This is a genomic window from Mycobacterium sp. 852014-50255_SCH5639931 (assembly GCF_001665605.1).
GTDB classification, from domain to species: Bacteria; Actinomycetota; Actinomycetes; order Mycobacteriales; family Mycobacteriaceae; genus Mycobacterium; species Mycobacterium paraffinicum.
In genome coordinates, this window is sequence record NZ_LZSV01000038.1 from 138,918 (window position 1) to 155,328 (window position 16,411).

The following is a 16,411-nucleotide window of genomic DNA, read 5'->3' on the forward strand; positions in this document are numbered from 1 at the left end:
GCGTAGAGCCTTGGTGATGGTCAACCTGTCCCGCCCGGACCTTCCCCTTCCGAGTGCAGCCGTCGCCGAACCCACCCGTCACGAACCCGACGCCGGTGGTCATTTCGGTGTCTACGGCGGACGCTACGTCGCGGAGGCGTTGATGGCGGTGATCGAAGAGGTCACCGCCGCTTACGAGAAGGAACGCATCAACCCCGATTTCCTGGACACCCTGGACGACCTGCAGGTCAACTACGCCGGCCGGCCGTCACCGCTGTACGAGGCCGCCCGGCTGTCCGAACATGCCGGCTCGGCGCGCATCTTCCTCAAGCGAGAAGACCTGAACCACACCGGTTCTCACAAGATCAACAACGTCCTCGGTCAGGCCCTGCTGGCCAAGAGAATGGGCAAGAACCGGGTCATCGCCGAGACCGGCGCCGGCCAGCACGGCGTCGCCACGGCCACCGCGTGCGCGCTGCTCGGCCTGGAATGCGTCATCTACATGGGAGCCGTGGACACCGCCCGCCAGGCGCTCAACGTGGCGCGGATGCGGTTGCTGGGCGCGGAGGTCGTGTCGGTCCAGAGCGGCTCGAAAACGCTCAAAGATGCCATCAACGAGGCGTTTCGGGACTGGGTGACCAACGCCGACACCACCTACTACTGCTTCGGCACCGCGGCGGGGCCGCATCCCTTTCCGGCGATGGTGCGCGATTTTCAGCGAATCATCGGGTTGGAGGCGCGCGTGCAGATCCAGGCCCAGGCCGGCCGGTTGCCTGACGCGGTGGTGGCCTGTGTCGGGGGCGGATCCAATGCGATCGGGATCTTCCACCCGTTCATCGACGACCCGGGGGTACGCCTGGTCGGCTTCGAGGCGGCTGGCGACGGCGTCGAAACGGGAAGGCACGCAGCAACATTCGCCGGCGGTTCGCCGGGGGCTTTCCAGGGGTCGTTCTCCTACCTGCTGCAGGACGAGGACGGGCAGACCATCGAATCCCATTCGATCTCAGCGGGTCTCGATTATCCGGGGGTGGGCCCCGAACACGCATATCTCAAGGAGATCGGGCGTGCCGAATACCGGCCGATCACCGACTCCGAGGCGATGGATGCGTTCGCGCTGCTGTGCCGCACCGAGGGAATCATTCCGGCCATCGAATCTGCGCACGCGATCGCCGGTGCGGTCAAGCTCGGCCTCGAATTGGGGCAGGGCGCCATCATCGTGGTGAACCTGTCGGGCCGGGGTGACAAGGACGTCGAGACGGCCGCGAAATGGTTCGGCTTGATGGGGCCCAGCGAGCGATGACCGTGGAACAAAAGCAAGCCAGCCGGCTAGGGCCGGTTTTCGACATGTGCCGCAAAGACAATCGAGCGGCGCTGATCGGTTATCTGCCCACCGGTTACCCCGACGTGGCGGGTTCGGTCGACGGAATGCTTGCCCTGGTCGAATCCGGCTGCGACATCATCGAAGTCGGTGTGCCGTATTCGGATCCCGGCATGGACGGGCCGACCATCGCCCGGGCCACCGAGGTCGCGCTGCACGGGGGGGTGCGGGTGCGGGACACCCTGGCCGCGGTCGAGGCGATCAGTGCGGCCGGCGGCCGCGCGGTGGTGATGACCTATTGGAATCCGGTGCTGCGGTATGGGGTCGACGCGTTCGCGCGGGATCTCGCGTCGGCCGGTGGGCAGGGCATGATCACTCCAGATCTCATCCCCGACGAAGCCGGCCAGTGGCTGGCCGCAGCTGAGGAGCATCGGTTGGATCGCATTTTTCTGGTGGCGCCCTCGTCGACGCCGCAACGGCTGGCGATGACGGTCGAGGCGTCGCGCGGGTTCGTCTACGCTGCTTCCACGATGGGGGTCACCGGGGCGCGTGACGCGGTGTCGAACGCCGCGCCCGAACTGGTGCAACGGGTGAAGGCGGTGTCGGACATACCCGTCGGTGTCGGCCTGGGGGTGCGGTCGCGAGAGCAGGCGGCGCAGATCGGCAGCTACGCCGACGGCGTCATCGTCGGCTCCGCGCTGGTATCGGCGCTCGGTGAGGGCGGGTTGCCCGCGCTGCGGGCGCTGACCGAGGAGTTGGCGGCAGGCGTTCGGCAGAAGGCATCCGCCTGATGACGATGTTGCCGACGTATTTTCCCAGCCCGCCACAGGGTGTTTGGCACCTCGGGCCGCTGCCCATTCGCGCCTACGCGCTGTTCATCATCACTGGCATCGTGGCGGCGCTGCTGATCGGTGACCGCCGCTGGGAAGCCCGCGGCGGGCAGCGCGGGGTGATCTATGACATCGCGTTGTGGGTGGTGCCGTTCGGGTTGGTGGGCGGCCGGCTTTATCACCTGGCCACCGACTGGCGGACCTATTGGGGGCCGGGCGGCGCCGGGTTGGCCGGGGCCGTACGCATTTGGGACGGCGGCCTGGGCATCTGGGGCGCGGTAGCCCTGGGCGGCGTCGGTGCGTGGATCGCCTGCCGGCGTCACGGGATTCCGCTGCCGGCATTCGCCGACGCGATTGCGCCGGGAATCATCTTGGCGCAGGCCATCGGCCGGCTCGGCAACTATTTCAACCAGGAGCTCTACGGCCGGGAGACCACCCTGCCGTGGGGTCTGCAGATCTTCTACCGCCGTGACCCGTCGGGATACATCGACCCCCATTCGCTGGACGGTGTGTCGACGGGCCAGGTGGCACTCGTCGTGCAGCCGACGTTCCTGTACGAATTGATCTGGAACGTCCTGGTTTTCGCCGTATTGATCTACGCGGACCGACGATTCGCGTTGGGCCACGGGCGACTCTTTGCCTTGTACGTGGCCAGCTACTGCGTCGGGCGCTTCGGTGTCGAGTTGCTGCGCGACGACACCGCCACTCACATCGCGGGCATCCGGATCAATTCGTTCACATCGACTTTCGTGTTCATCGGGGCCGTGGTGTACCTCATGGTGGCGCCGAAGGGACGCGAGGCCCCCGAAAGCCTGCGCGGCAACGAGGCCGAGGAATCCGCGGAAGCGGAGCCGGCGGAAGAGCTCGCGACCGTCGCCGCCGCTGGGGCATCGACCGCGGCGGGCGCGGCCGGCACCGAATCCGCCGACGCAGCCGAAACGGATAACGCCGACGAAGCCGACGAGCCGGAAACCGCGGAGGCCGAGCCGGTCAGCGCGGAGGCGGCGGAGCCCGACGAAGCCACGGCCGAGGAGGCCGAGGCGGAAGAGGCCGAAGCCGAAGCGGAAACAGCGGAAGCCGAAGAGCCCGCAGCCGAAGAGCCCGAAGCCGACGCCGAAGAGGCCGAAGCCGAAGAGCCCGAAGCCGAAACGGAAGAGCCCGAAGAGGCCGAAGCCGAAGAACCCGAAAAGCCCAAAGCCGAGGCGGACGAACCCGAGGCAAAGCCGTCACAGGACTCGGCCGAACCGGCTTCGGCCGCCGAGCCGTACGAGACACCACGCAGCCGGTGGCGGCTGCGAAGGAATCGGTCGTCGAACCCCTAGTGGCCGCGCCGTCTGGCATGCTGAACATGTGACGCAACCCAATTCCGCCGGGCCCGTGGCGGAGCAGTGTCACCGCCCGCGCCGGTACGTCGCAGCCGGCACCGCCGTCGTGCTCGGCGGTGCGCTCGGCTACGTCGGCCTGGTCGACCCGCACAACACCAATTCGTTGTATCCCCAGTGCCCCTTCAGATTGCTCACCGGCTGGAATTGTCCGTTCTGCGGTGGCCTGCGGATGACGCACGATCTGCTGCACGGTGACCTGTTCGCCGCCGTCAATGACAATGTTTTCCTGTTGGTCGGCATCCCGATGCTGGCGGGCTGGCTGCTGATTCGCCGCGGCCGTGGCAGACCGGCGCTCTCGACGCCGGCGTGGCTGACGATGGTGGTGGCCATCATCGCCTGGACGGTGCTGCGTAACCTGCCCGGCTTCCCCCTGTTTCCGGCGATCAATAGTGGTTAACCACGCACAGCGCGACACCCCGTTCGGTCGGACCGTGGCGGACCCACGCGACTATGCTGGGTCGGCGTGAGTAGACGCGGGAAGATCGTCTGCACCCTTGGCCCTGCGACAAATTCGGACGAGCTGATCCTGGCGCTGGTCGAGGCGGGAATGGACGTCGCCCGGTTGAACTTCAGTCACGGCGACTACTCCGACCACAAGGCCGCCTATGAGCGGGTACGGGCCGCTTCTGACACCACCGGCCGCGCGGTCGGTGTCCTCGCCGACCTGCAGGGCCCGAAGATCAGGCTGGGCCGATTCGCCACCGGGGCCACCTACTGGGCCGACGGCGAAACCGTGTGCATCACCGTCGCCGACTGCGAGGGCAGCCACGACCGCGTGTCGACCACCTACAAGAGGCTGGCCGCGGACGCGACGGTCGGCGACCGGGTGCTGATCGACGACGGCAACATCGGACTGGTCGTTTCAGGCATCGAGGGCGACGACGTGATCTGCACCGTGACCGAAGGCGGTCCGGTCAGCAACAACAAGGGCATGTCGCTGCCGGGGATGAATGTGACCGCTCCGGCCTTGTCGGAGAAGGACATCGAGGACCTCACGTTCGCGCTGGACCTCGGTGTCGACCTCGTCGCGCTGTCCTTCGTGCGCTCGCCGTCCGACGTCGAGCTGGTGCACGAGGTGATGGACCGGGTCGGGCGGCGGGTGCCGGTGATCGCCAAGCTGGAAAAGCCGGAAGCCGTGGACAATCTGGAAGCGATCGTGCTGGCCTTCGATGCGATCATGGTGGCCCGCGGCGACCTCGGCGTCGAGCTGCCGCTGGAAGAGGTGCCACTGGTGCAGAAGCGGGCCATCCAGATGGCCCGGGAGAACGCCAAACCCGTCATCGTGGCGACCCAGATGCTCGACTCCATGATCGAGAACTCCCGGCCGACGCGCGCCGAGGCTTCCGACGTCGCCAACGCCGTGCTCGATGGCGCCGACGCGGTGATGCTGTCCGGCGAGACGTCGGTCGGAAAGTACCCGCTGGCGGCCGTGCGGACCATGTCGCGGATCATCTGCGCCGTCGAGGACAATTCCACCGCCGCCCCACCGCTGACGCACGTGCCGCGCACCAAGCGCGGGGTGATCTCCTACGCCGCCCGCGACATCGGCGAGCGCCTGGACGCCAAGGCGCTGGTCGCCTTCACCCAGTCCGGCGACACCGTCAAGCGGCTGGCGCGCCTGCACACCCCGCTGCCGCTGCTGGCCTTCACCGCGTGGCCCGAGGTCCGCAGCCAGCTCGCCATGACGTGGGGCACCGAGACGTTCATCGTCCCGATGATGACCTCCACCGACGGCATGATCCGGCAGGTCGACAAGTCGCTGCTGGAACTCGGTCGCTACAAGCGCGGTGACCTGGTGGTGATCGTGGCCGGCGCGCCACCTGGCACAGTAGGGTCGACCAACCTCATCCACGTGCACCGGATCGGTGAGGACGACGTCTAAGCGCCGGGCAATAAGCGAATGAGCCAAGGAGAGGCCGCGATCAGCACCGATTCCGACTTCAAGGAACTGCTTGCGACCCTCGACCTCAATCGGGTCGACGACGACCGTTTCATCGGGTCTCATCCCAGCAAGAACCCGATGCGGACATTCGGCGGCCAGCTCATGGCCCAGTCGTTCGTGGCGAGCAGCCGCACGCTGATCCGGGGCGACCTGCCGCCCAGCGCGCTGTCGGTGCACTTCATCAACGGCGGTGACACCGCCAAGGACATCGAATTCCACGTCACCCGGCTGCGTGACGAGCGGCGCTTCGCCAACCGGCGCGTGGACGCGGTGCAGGACGGCGTCCTGTTGTCCTCGGCGATGATCTCCTACATGTCCGGCGGCCGCGGCCTCGAACACGCCGTCGACCCGCCGCAGGTGGGCGAGCCCGAAACGCAGCCGCCGATCAGCGAGCTGCTTCGCGGCTACGAGGAGACCGTCCCGCACTTCGTCAACGCGCTGCAGCCGATCGAGTGGCGCTACACCAACGACCCAGCCTGGGTGATGCGCGAGAAGGGCGACCGGTTGCCGCACAACCGGGTGTGGATGAAGGCCGGCGGCACCATGCCCGACGACCCGGTGCTGCACACCGCGACCATGGTGTACTCCTCGGACACCACGGTGCTGGACTCGGTGATCACCACCCACGGACTGTCGTGGGGTTTCGACCGCATCTTCGCCGCCTCCGCCAACCATTCCGTGTGGTTTCACCGGCGGGTCGACTTCGACGACTGGGTCTTGTATTCGACGTCGTCGCCGGTGGCCGCGGATTCGCGCGGGCTCGGCACCGGCCACTTCTTCGATCGCTCCGGGCAGCTCCTCGCGACGGTGGTCCAAGAAGGGGTGCTGAAATACTTTCCGCCCGCCCGCCGATAGACAGGGTGGAGTACCCGCAGGACATCGCGGCGAAATCGGCCCGTCGGGGCCGGTATCGAGCGTAGGTTTTTAGCTGCCGGGTATTCGGTGCAGAGGCGGCAAACAGCCGCCCAGCTGGAATTTCAGCGCATCGGGAGGTGAGTGTGAGCGGGCCCGTGGTGGACGTCTCAGCGAAGGCCCGCGCGCGCGAACGCGTGGTCGTCTCGGTCGATTCGCGGGCGGCCCGGCTGATTGGTGCGCTGGCGCTGTTGAGCGCCACCTGCTGGCTGGCCGAAATCCTGGTTCGCCACCATCACCATCCGGCGTGGCACTACACCGATCGGTTGGCCTGGTCGCTGACCGTACTGGTCGCGGTGGCGTGGATCGCACGCGGCATCTTCCTGGGGCGTCCCGTGACGGCCATGCACGCCGTCGCGGCGTTCTTCTTCGTGCTGGCCGGGCTTGGCCTGCATGTGCTGTCCTTCGATCTGCTCGGCGACCTGGTGATCGCCAGCTCCGGCATGGTGCTGATGTGGCCGACTTCGTCGCATCCGCGTCCGGAGGATCTGCCCCGGGTGTGGAAACTGATCCAGGCCACCCGGGATGATCCGCTCGCGCCCTTCGCGATGCAGACGGGCAAGAGCTACCACTTCACCGCGGACGGCAGCGCCGCGCTGGCCTACCGGACGCGCCTGGGTATCGCCGTGGTCGGCGGTGACCCGATCGGTGACGAGACCCGATTCCCCGAGCTGGTCGCCGACTTCGCCGCCATGTGCCACACCCACGGCTGGCGAATCGCGGTGGTCGGTTGCGGCGCGCGACGGCTCGAATTGTGGAACGACGCCGCGGTGCTCGGACAGTCGTTGCGCGCCGTCCCGATCGGGCGTGACGTCGTCGTCGACGTCACCGGTTTCGACATGGTGGGGCGCAAGTTCCGCAACCTGCGCCAGGCGGTGCAGCGCTCCCACAACTGCGGCATCACGACCGAGATCGTCGGGGAGCAGGAACTCAGCGATGAGCAACTGGCCGAGCTGACCGAGGTGGTCCGCGCGTCGAGCAAGGCGGCCCACACGGAGCGCGGATTCCACATGAACCTCGACGGCGTGCTGGAGGGCCGGTTCCCCGGCATACAGCTGATCCTGGCCCGGGACGCCTCGGGCAAGGTGCAGGGATTCCACCGGTACGCGACCGCCGGTGGCGGCAGCGACATCACGCTCGACGTGCCGTGGCGTCGGCGCGGAGCCCCCAACGGCATCGACGAACGCCTCAGCGTGGACATGATCATGGCCGGCAAAGAGAATGGCGCCCAACGGCTTTCCCTCGCGTTCGCGGCGTTCCCGGAAATCTTCGACGAGAAGAATCGCAGCCGCGTCCAGCGCGTCTTCTATCGGTTGATCCATGTTCTCGACCCGCTGATCGCCCTCGAGTCGCTGTACCGCTACGTGCGCAAGTTCCACGCGCTGGACACCCAGCGCTACGCGCTGGTCTCCATGACTCAGATCGTTCAGTTGTTGATCGTGCTGCTGTCGCTGGAGTTCATGCCGCGCCGGCGACACCTCTGAGCGCATCGAGGTGCAGTTCGCGACACCCAATGCCCTCGGGCAGGTGGTGGGTAGCCACCACCACGGTCCGATCTGCCGACATCAGCGCGGAATTCGGCCCCAGCAGGTCGCGGAGTATCGGTTCGGCGTCGGCGGCGTCCAGGTGCTCGGTCGGCTCGTCGAGCAGCACGATCCGGGCGGGCGAGAGCATCGCCCGCGCCAGTAGCAGCCTCCTGCGCTGACCGCCCGAAAGCGCCTGCGCGCCACCGGTCAACACCGTCGACAGGTTCTCGGGCAGACCGGCGAGCCAGGCGCCCAGCCCGACCGCGTCCAGCGCGACCTCCAGTTCGGCGTCCCGGCAGTCGCCGCGGGCCACCAGCAGGTTGTCTCGAACCGTGGTGGCGAAGACGTGCGCGTCCTCGGCGAAAAAACAGACGGCGCCGCGCAAGTCGTCTTCGTGGAAGGCGGTCAGATCGGTGCCGCCGAGGATCACCTGTCCCTCGAGCGGAGGAAGTAGCCCGGCGAGCGTCATCAGCAGCGTGGTCTTGCCGCACCCGCTGGCGCCGGTGACGGCCAGCCGGGCACCCGGGGGCAGCTCCAGCGTGATGCGGTTCGAGCGGGCCGCTCCGGCGTGCCCGGCCCGAATGTCGGCGGACACCACGGCGTCGGGCTGCGGCGGGGCCGCGGGCGATTCGGGCTGAGGCGGGCGGTCGCTCGTCGTCAGGTCGAGCAGACGGCGGGCGGCGATGCGCGATCGGGTCAACTGGACCGCGGCGGCCGGCAACGGTGTCATCGCCTCGAACGCGGACAGCGGCAACAACATCAGGACGGCGAGGGTGGTGGGCGCGACCGAAGGGGCCAGCCAGATACCGGCCACCACCGCGCCGAGCACGCTGGCCCCGATTGCGGCGGTCGGCGCGGACTCGGCGATGGCGGCCGGTCGGGCGGCCGCGTCGAGCGCGCTGCCCCACGCGCGTTGGCGGCGTTGCGATTCGGCGATGACGCGGGGGAGCAGGCCGGCGACGCGAAGCTCGGGCGCGTGTTCCAGAGCGATCATCGCCGACGTATCGCGGTCGGAATGATGCTGCCGGGCAAGGCTTTCCTGGCTGGCCGCGGCCCTGGCCGCTAACCGCGGTGCGACGAGGCCCGCGACCAGCAGGCAGATCGCCAGCACCGCCCCGGCCGGCAGCGAGATGGCCGCGACCACCACGGTCGCCGCCAGCCCCAGCACCACCGCGACCCCGATCGGCACCACGGCACGCACCAGCACGTTGGCCAGTTCTTCGACATCGGAGCCCACGCGGGTGACGAGCTCGCCGCTGTGCAGACGGACGGCGGCCGCCGCCGGCCCGTGGGCCAGCCGGTGATAGATCCCCGCCCGGGCGGTGCCGGCCGCGCGTAGCGCGGCGTCGTGGGTGACCAGCCGCTCGCAGTAGTGCAGTACCCCCCGCGAAATCGCGAAAGCGCGCACCGCGACGGCCGCGACCGACAGGTCCAGCACGGGCGGCATCTGCCAGGCCCGCGTGATGAGCCAGGCCGAGACACCGGCCAGCGCCAGCGCGCTGCCCAGCGACAGCACGCCCAGCCCGATGGCCGCAAATAGCCGGGGGAGTCGGGGCCGCAGCAGCGGCGCGGCCGCCAACAGCGGATCAGGCCGGGACATAACGCACCCCACTGTCGGCGACCACTTCGACCACCCGGTCACCGATCGCCAGAATCGGTGCGCGGTGCCCGACGACGACGACGGTCGCACCCGCACGGGCGCGCTCCACGATGGCCCGCAACACGCGTTCCTCGGCGTGCGCATCGAGGTGCGCGGTGGGCTCGTCGAGCAGCAGCACGGGTGCGGACGATCCGAGCGCCCGGGCGAGGCCGAGCCGTTGCCGCTGCCCCAATGACAGGCCGACGCCGCCACGGCCGAGCACCGTGTCCAGCCCATCGGGCAGGTCGGCCAGCACCGTATCGAAATCGGAGGCCACGCAAGCTGTTTCGAGGTCGTCCAGGTCGCCGAACAGGACCAGGTTGTCCCGAACCGTGCCCGGGACGAGCGCCGGGCGCTGCGGAAGCCACGACAACTGCCGCCACCAGGCGCCCGGCTCCAGATCGGCGACGTCGATGCCGGCCACGGTGACCCGGCCCGAGGACGGCACGGTGACCCCGGTGATTGCCTGCAGCGTCGTGCTTTTGCCTGCACCGTTGCGTCCGGTCAGTACCGTCACGGCGCCCGGTTCGATGAGTGCGGTGAGGTCGCGCGGCGCGTGGCCGTCGCGACCGGCGACGCTGAGCCCGTCGAGGCGGATCTCCGCGCCGCGGGCGGTGACCGTCTCACCTCGGGCTTTTGGTGGGGTCGGCTGGCCGATGAGGGCGAAGGCCTTGTCGGCGGCGGTTCTTCCGTCCTGTGCGGCGTGGAATTCCACGCCGATGCGGCGCAGCGGCCAGTAGACATCGGGTGCCAGCAACAGCACAGTGAGGCCGGTCGCCAGCGTCATCTCTCCGAACACCAGGCGGAAACCGATCCCCACCGCGATCAGCGCCACGCCCAGCGTCGCCAGCAGTTCCAGCACCAGTGCCGACAGGAACGCGATCCGGAGGGTCGCCATGGCCGAGCGGCGGTGCGCGGCAGCCAGTTCGGCGATCCGGCGTTCCGGGCCCCGACCGCGTCCCAGTGCCCGCAGGGTGGGGATGCCGGCGATGAGATCGAGCAACCGTCCCTGCAGTGTCGTCATGGCGGCCAGGGCCGCCGCCGACCGGTCCGCGGTTGCCAGGCCGATCAGGACCATGAAAATCGGTATGAGGGGCAAGGTGATCGCCACGATCGCCGCCGATTTCAGGTCGTAGAGAGCGATGACGGCGACGGTCGCCGGGGTGAGGATCCCGGCGAGCAGCAACGTGGGCAGGTACCCGGTGAAGTAGGGGCGTAGGCCGTCGAGGCCTCGCGTGACCACCACCGCGGCGGCATCTCGCTGTTCGGCGAGCTCACCGGGCTGGCGGGCGGTCACCGCCGTGAGCACCTGACCGGACAGATCGGCGATGACCGCGCTGGCGCCGCGTTGACCCAACCGGGCCTGCAACCAGTGCGCCAACGTGCGAATGGTCCACAGCAGCAACAGGACCGACAGCGGCCCGAGCCAGGCGCGCGGGCTGTGCGCCGAGCGATCGCTGACGGCGCGGGCAACCACGCCCGCCAGCACGATCGCCGAGCCGATCGCGCAGCCGGAGATCACCGCTCCGCAGCACACCGTCGCGGTCAGGTAGCGGCGCAGGGCGCTCGATGCCTGCCACAGTCGCGGGTCCAGTGGGCCCCGCGCTCTTGAGCCGGGCGGCGAATCGGTCGCGCTCAGGACACCCGCCTCGCCAGGCCGATGGACGGCGGTATCCGGTCCGCCGAGATCCGTTGCCGGAAAACCCAGTACGACCACGCCTGGTATACCACCGTCAGCGGAGCCATGAACGCGGTAACCCACGTCATGACCTTGAGGGTGTATGGCGTCGACGAGGCGTTGTAGATCGTCAGGCTCCACTGCTTGTTCAGCGTGGACGGCACCAGGTTCGGGTACAGCGCGCCGAACAACAGGATCACCACCGCAAGAACGACGGTCGCGGTGCAGGCGAACGCCCAGCCATCGGAGATGCGCCGCCATACCAGCAGCACCGCCGCCAGCTGCGCCACCACGGCGACGGCGAGTACCAGCCAGGTCCAGCCCTTGCCGTAGGCCAGTTGTGTCCAGATCCCAAAGCCCGCAACCAGTCCGGTCACCGGCAGCGACAGCCACACCGCCAGCCGGTGGGCGTCGTCGCGGATCGCCCCGGAGGTCTTCAGCGAGATGAACACCGCGCCGTAGAGCAGAAACAGTCCGGCGGTGGCCAAGCCGCCCAGCAGGGTGTAGGCGTTGAGCACGTCGGTGATCGACAGGTTGACCTGCCCGTCGGCGTCCACCGGCAGGCCGCGGACGAGGACGGCGAAGGCAACGCCCCACAAAACGGCGGGCAGCCAGGAACCGGCGGCGATGCCGAAATCGGCCCAGCCGCGCCACTTTGTGTCGTCGACCTTGCCGCGCCACTCGATCGCCACGGCGCGCAGGATCATGCCGAACAGAATGGCCAGCAGCGGCAGGTACAGCGTGGAGAACACGGTTGCATACCAGCCCGGAAACGCGGCGAACATGCCCGCGCCGCCCACGATCAGCCACACTTCGTTGCCGTCCCAGACCGGGCCGATGGTGTTGAGCGCCGTGCGCCGGATGGGTTCGGCCTCGCCGATCCCCACGCGGGCGAGCGGTTCCATCAGCATGCCTACGCCGAAATCGAAGCCCTCCAGTACGAAGAAACCGAGGAACAGCAACCCGATGATGCCGAACCACAACTGCTGGAGTCCCATCGGTCAGCCCCTTTCTGAGTTCGTGAGTCTCGGCCTAGTAGGCGAACGAGAGCGGCGCCACCTCGTCGTCGTGGGGTGCCGGCGGGGGAGCCGGTTCGGCGTCGTGTTCCCGCGGCCCTTCGGTGACGTAACGCTTGAGCAGCCAGAACCAGACGACCGCGAGCACCGCGTAGACGAGAGTGAACGTCACCAGGGAGGTGACGACCATGCCGGGGGCATGGTGCGAGACGGCCTCGTGGACGGTGAACCGAACCTGTTGGTCGCCGGTCGGATTCGGTGCGACGATCCAGGGTTGTCGCCCCATTTCGGTGAACACCCACCCGGAGATGTTCGCCAGGAACGGCGTGGGAATGGTCAGCAGCGCCAGCCAGGAGAACCACCGCTGGTTGGGCACTCGGCCGCCGCGGGTGAGCCACAGCGCGGCAAGCGCGAACAATATCGGAACGGCCAGGAACCCGATCATCGCGCGGAACGACCAGTACGTGACAAACAGGTTGGGCCGGTAGTCGTTTGGGCCGAATCGTTGCTCGAAGTCCTGCTGGATATTGCGGACGCCCTGCAAAGTCACGTCGCTGGTCCGCCCCTCCGCGAGGAACGGCAGCACGTAGGGGACCTCGATGACGCGGGTGATGCTGTCGCAGTTGTTGTGCGTGCCCACGGTGAGAATCGAGAAGTCGGGGTCGGTTTCGGTGCCACACAACGATTCCGCCGACGCCATCTTCATCGGTTGCTGAACGAACATCAGCTTGCCCTGGCGGTCACCGGTGAAGAACAGGCCGACGGCCGCGAGCAGCACCACCCAGCACCCCAGGATGGCCGCCGGACGAAACATGGAGCGCGCGTCCGATTCCGCGGCGGGGGTGGCGGTCGCCGGGCGGCGCGAACGGACCAGGAACCAGGCGCTGATGGCCGCGACGAACGTCGCAGCGGTCAGCAATGCGCCGGCGACCGTGTGGGTAAACGCCCACCGCGCAGTGTTATTGCCCAGCAGCGCGGTGATGCTGTCCAGCTCGGCACGATGTGTCGCCGGGTTGTAGTGCGCGCCAACTGGATGCTGCATGAACGAGTTCGCGACGATAATGAAGAACGCGGACACGTTCACACCGATCGCGACGATCCAGATACAGGCCAGGTGGATCAGCTTCGGCAGCCGGCCCCAACCGAAAATCCACAACCCGATGAAGGTGGACTCGAAGAAGAAGGCGAACAAGCCCTCCATGGCCAGCGGCGCGCCGAAGATGTCGCCGACGAACCGCGAATACTCGCTCCAGTTCATGCCGAACTGGAATTCCTGGACGATCCCCGTCGCCACGCCGATGGCGAAGTTGATCAGGAACAACTTGCCGAAGAACTTGGTGAGCCGGTACCACGCGGCGTTATCCGTGACCACCCATACCGTCTGCATGACCGCCAGCAGGGGCGCCAAACCGATGGTGAGCGGCACGAAGATGAAGTGGTAGACGGTAGTGATACCGAACTGCCACCGCGAAATATCGACGACATTCATCTGTCATCTCCCGAAACTGCGGAGCCGTACGACACGGCTACTACAAAGTGTAGTAGAAGGGCTGGGGCCGGCGCTACCTAGAGCCGCCTCAGGGGGCCAGGGTCTTCGACGCCTTGCGGATGCCGAAGGACGACAGGATCTCGAAGATGCCGAGGACCACGAACCAGACCCCGACCACGAGCGCCAGCGTGACAATCGATTCGAGCGGTGACGCCAGGACGACGATGCCGGCGAGCAGACTGATCAGGCCGATGAAGATCGCCCATCCCCGCCCCGGCAGGTGCGGGTCCTGGATGGCCGAGACCGTCGTGCCGACGCCGCGGAAGATGAATCCGATGCCAATCCAAATGGCTAACAACAGGATTGCGTATCCCTGACCGAAATGGCGAAACGCCAACAACGCCAGGATGAGTGACGCGGCACCGCTGATGAAGAGCAGGATCCGGCTTCCCGCCGAGACATGCAGGCTGAAAGCGAAGAACACCTGTGCGGCGCCGGTGATCAGCAGATAGACGCCGAAAGCGGTTGCGGCGACCACGATGGATATTCCGGGCCACGCCAGCACCACAATGCCGAGAGCCAGCGACAGAAGTCCCGACAGCAGGGTCGATTTCCACAGATGCGGCAACAAACTTGGAGCAGGGGGAGATCCAGGTGTGGTTTGCATGGCCGCAGTCTGACACAAACGCCGCCTTGGGTATAGGGCACTTTGGGCTACACGTGGGCCTTGCGTGAATCCCCTGCCAGCAGATCGGTGGTGTCCTCGGTGGTTTCGCCGGCCGCCTTGCGCCCGATCAGATACCAGGTGCGCATGAGGCCTTTGCCCTTGACGTCGATGTGGCCGCGCTCCTGCAGCACGAATTCGTCCTTGAGGCGCTCGTACATGGCCTCGGGCACCTGAATTCGGCCCACCGAGTCGGTGGATTCCATCCGGGACGCGACATTGACCGCGTCACCCCACACGTCATAGAAGAAGCGCCGGGAACCCACCACGCCGGCGACCACCGGTCCGCATGCCATGCCCACCCGCAGTGGAACCGCATTGCCGTGCGGATCCTGTAGTCCGGCCGCAACATTGGCCATGTCGAGCGCGAAGTCCGCGAGGGCATGCGCGTGGTCGGACCGGGCGCGCGGAACGCCGCTGACCACCATGTAAGAGTCGCCGCTGACTTTGATCTTCTCGAGTCCGTGCCTGTCCACCAGTGCGTCGAAGGCGCTGTACAACCGGTCGAGGAAGCGCACCAGGTCGGCCGGGGGCGTGCCGCTGGCCCGCTCGGTGAATCCGACGATATCGGCGAACAGGACGGAGGCGTCGTCGAACTTGTCGGCGATGACGCTGCGGTCTGGCTCCTTGAGCCGCTCGGCGATGCTGGCCGGCAACATGTTGGCCAGCAACGCCTCCGAACGTTCGTACTGCGTCTCCATCATGGCCTCGGCGCGTGCGGTGTCACGGAGGGCGAACCACACCGTCACGACCACCATCACGACGCTGGAGATCGCCGTCACGATGAAACCGGTCGATTGGGCCCAGGCCGGCTGTAGCCCGGTGTCGCGGGGAACCAGGAACTCGACGGCGACGATGAGGCCGGCGGCGACGGCGGCCAGCGCGGATGCCAGAACGATGTGTTCGATCCCCAGCAACAACACGACGATGCAGGCGCCCACCAGGAAGAAGAACTGGGCGCCCGACCCGGTGCCGACGTCCACGCAGCTGGCAACGACGGACACGTAGGCCGCGCCCATAAAGGTAAGCGGGGCAACCAGTTCGCCGAATCGCTGCAGCCACGGGACCATCGCAAAAACCATCGCGCCGAGGATGTTGATCGAGCTGACCTGCCACAGCCATGTGCCGCTGAGGATCTGCACGAGCACGAAGCTCACGCTCACCATGACGGCCAGCCATGCAGTGATGGTTAGGATCCGGGCCCGGCGCGCGGCGCTGGCGGCGTAGTGCTGATTGCGGTCGCGTGTCTGCGCCCGCACCGCGGCTACGCAGTCCGGGCGTCTCGACGAGCCGGCTGACACTGGTGGGGCGCCGCACTTCTTAGCCGCCACATTCAAAAGCGTAACCGCTGAGCTCGGGTTTGTGGGCCAGTCAACGGGGTCCCGACGACGCGCCGGATGCCCGTCGATGCCTGGCGCTTCGGGGCACCGGAAAAATTAAAAAGATTTTCGGCTGAAGGGGGTTTACAAAATTTTCCGACGTGTTATTAAACATATGTCGGGCTGTGATGTGGGTCATGTGTTCCTCTAAATCGGGGGTGCGGGGTGGCAAGTCTCAGCAGCAGGATTGGGATAGCGCTGATGCTGGCGTGCACCGCGGCGGCAACCCCCGCCTGTGGGGTGGGATGCGGTGGGGCAGGTTCATTGTTGCGGGTGGCCACCGACTCGATGCAGAACGATCCGATGCAGGTCAACGTGGTGCACTCGGAAGAACAAGTGTGCATCAGTCGCTAACGCGGCAGTCACAACCCGGCCGAGCTTGGCTCGCCATAGGTCGGTGATTGGCGCCTCGGCGAGGCCCCCGAATGGCATGAATTGATCGTGTAACCGGCGCGATTCTATTTGAATGCAACTACGCCCTTTATTGCGCGCGGTATTCAAATTCGGGCGAGTTCATACCTTTGGCACGGATTTGCCGTATTTAACAAACCTGGGGCTTGGAGCCGCCGGTTCGCCGGGAGGGGTGGGATGCCG

The 16,411-nt window shown here is 67.2% G+C and carries 12 protein-coding genes and 1 pseudogene; 7 read left to right on the forward strand and 6 right to left on the reverse strand.

Going from position 1 to position 16,411, the window contains the following annotated elements; genetic code table 11:
* Positions 1-16: 16 nt before the first annotated feature.
* The 7 genes from trpB to A5758_RS23385 all read left to right on the forward strand — a co-directional run bounded on the left by trpB (position 17) and on the right by A5758_RS23385 (position 7,850).
* Complete coding sequence (gene trpB / locus A5758_RS23355) at positions 17-1,279, forward strand: tryptophan synthase subunit beta (protein ID WP_067745026.1); 1,263 nt, start codon at positions 17-19, stop codon at positions 1,277-1,279.
* Positions 1,276-2,088, forward strand: a complete 813-nt coding sequence (trpA, locus tag A5758_RS23360) for a tryptophan synthase subunit alpha (RefSeq protein ID WP_067745029.1) — start codon at positions 1,276-1,278, stop codon at positions 2,086-2,088. Before trpB ends, trpA begins: the two co-directional genes overlap by 4 nt.
* The gene (locus tag A5758_RS23365) at positions 2,088-3,449 is read left to right on the forward strand and encodes a prolipoprotein diacylglyceryl transferase (protein WP_067745032.1); all 1,362 of its coding nucleotides are present in this window, start codon (positions 2,088-2,090) and stop codon (positions 3,447-3,449) included. Before trpA ends, A5758_RS23365 begins: the two co-directional genes overlap by 1 nt.
* Before the next feature lie 28 nt (positions 3,450-3,477).
* Complete coding sequence (locus A5758_RS23370) at positions 3,478-3,909, forward strand: DUF2752 domain-containing protein (protein ID WP_067745035.1); 432 nt, start codon at positions 3,478-3,480, stop codon at positions 3,907-3,909.
* 66 nt (positions 3,910-3,975) lie between these two features.
* Positions 3,976-5,394 carry a pyruvate kinase gene (gene pyk, locus A5758_RS23375; RefSeq protein ID WP_067209610.1) on the forward strand — a complete coding sequence of 473 codons (1,419 nt, stop codon included), beginning with the start codon at positions 3,976-3,978 and terminating at the stop codon, positions 5,392-5,394.
* 18 nt (positions 5,395-5,412) lie between these two features.
* Entirely contained in the window at positions 5,413-6,309 is an 897-nt protein-coding gene (locus tag A5758_RS23380; protein WP_067745038.1) for an acyl-CoA thioesterase II, read from the forward strand.
* Between the two features lie 143 nt (positions 6,310-6,452).
* Positions 6,453-7,850 carry a bifunctional lysylphosphatidylglycerol flippase/synthetase MprF gene (locus A5758_RS23385; RefSeq protein WP_067209601.1) on the forward strand — a complete coding sequence of 466 codons (1,398 nt, stop codon included), beginning with the start codon at positions 6,453-6,455 and terminating at the stop codon, positions 7,848-7,850.
* Here A5758_RS23385 and cydC read toward each other — a convergent pair.
* From cydC to A5758_RS23415, 6 genes and pseudogenes are all read right to left on the reverse strand, one after another.
* Positions 7,793-9,492 (reverse strand): annotated as a pseudogene (cydC, locus tag A5758_RS23390) (thiol reductant ABC exporter subunit CydC). The gene A5758_RS23385 and the pseudogene cydC sit on opposite strands and share 58 nt — an antisense overlap.
* Positions 9,479-11,092 (reverse strand): thiol reductant ABC exporter subunit CydD, encoded by a 1,614-nt coding sequence (gene cydD, locus A5758_RS23395; RefSeq protein WP_082939820.1) that lies wholly within the window; start codon positions 11,090-11,092, stop codon positions 9,479-9,481. Before cydD ends, cydC begins: the two are co-directional and overlap by 14 nt.
* A gap of 74 nt (positions 11,093-11,166) precedes the next feature.
* Positions 11,167-12,207, reverse strand: coding sequence for a cytochrome d ubiquinol oxidase subunit II (cydB, locus tag A5758_RS23400; RefSeq protein ID WP_067209594.1), 1,041 nt, complete (start codon positions 12,205-12,207; stop codon positions 11,167-11,169).
* A 34-nt stretch (positions 12,208-12,241) separates the two neighbouring features.
* Positions 12,242-13,714 (reverse strand): cytochrome ubiquinol oxidase subunit I, encoded by a 1,473-nt coding sequence (locus tag A5758_RS23405; protein ID WP_067209589.1) that lies wholly within the window; start codon positions 13,712-13,714, stop codon positions 12,242-12,244.
* A gap of 88 nt (positions 13,715-13,802) precedes the next feature.
* Positions 13,803-14,399, reverse strand: coding sequence for an HdeD family acid-resistance protein (locus A5758_RS23410; RefSeq protein ID WP_156622759.1), 597 nt, complete (start codon positions 14,397-14,399; stop codon positions 13,803-13,805).
* Positions 14,400-14,428: 29 nt separating this feature from the next.
* Entirely contained in the window at positions 14,429-15,769 is a 1,341-nt protein-coding gene (locus tag A5758_RS23415) for an adenylate/guanylate cyclase domain-containing protein (RefSeq protein ID WP_067745047.1), read from the reverse strand.
* Positions 15,770-16,411 lie beyond the last annotated feature (642 nt).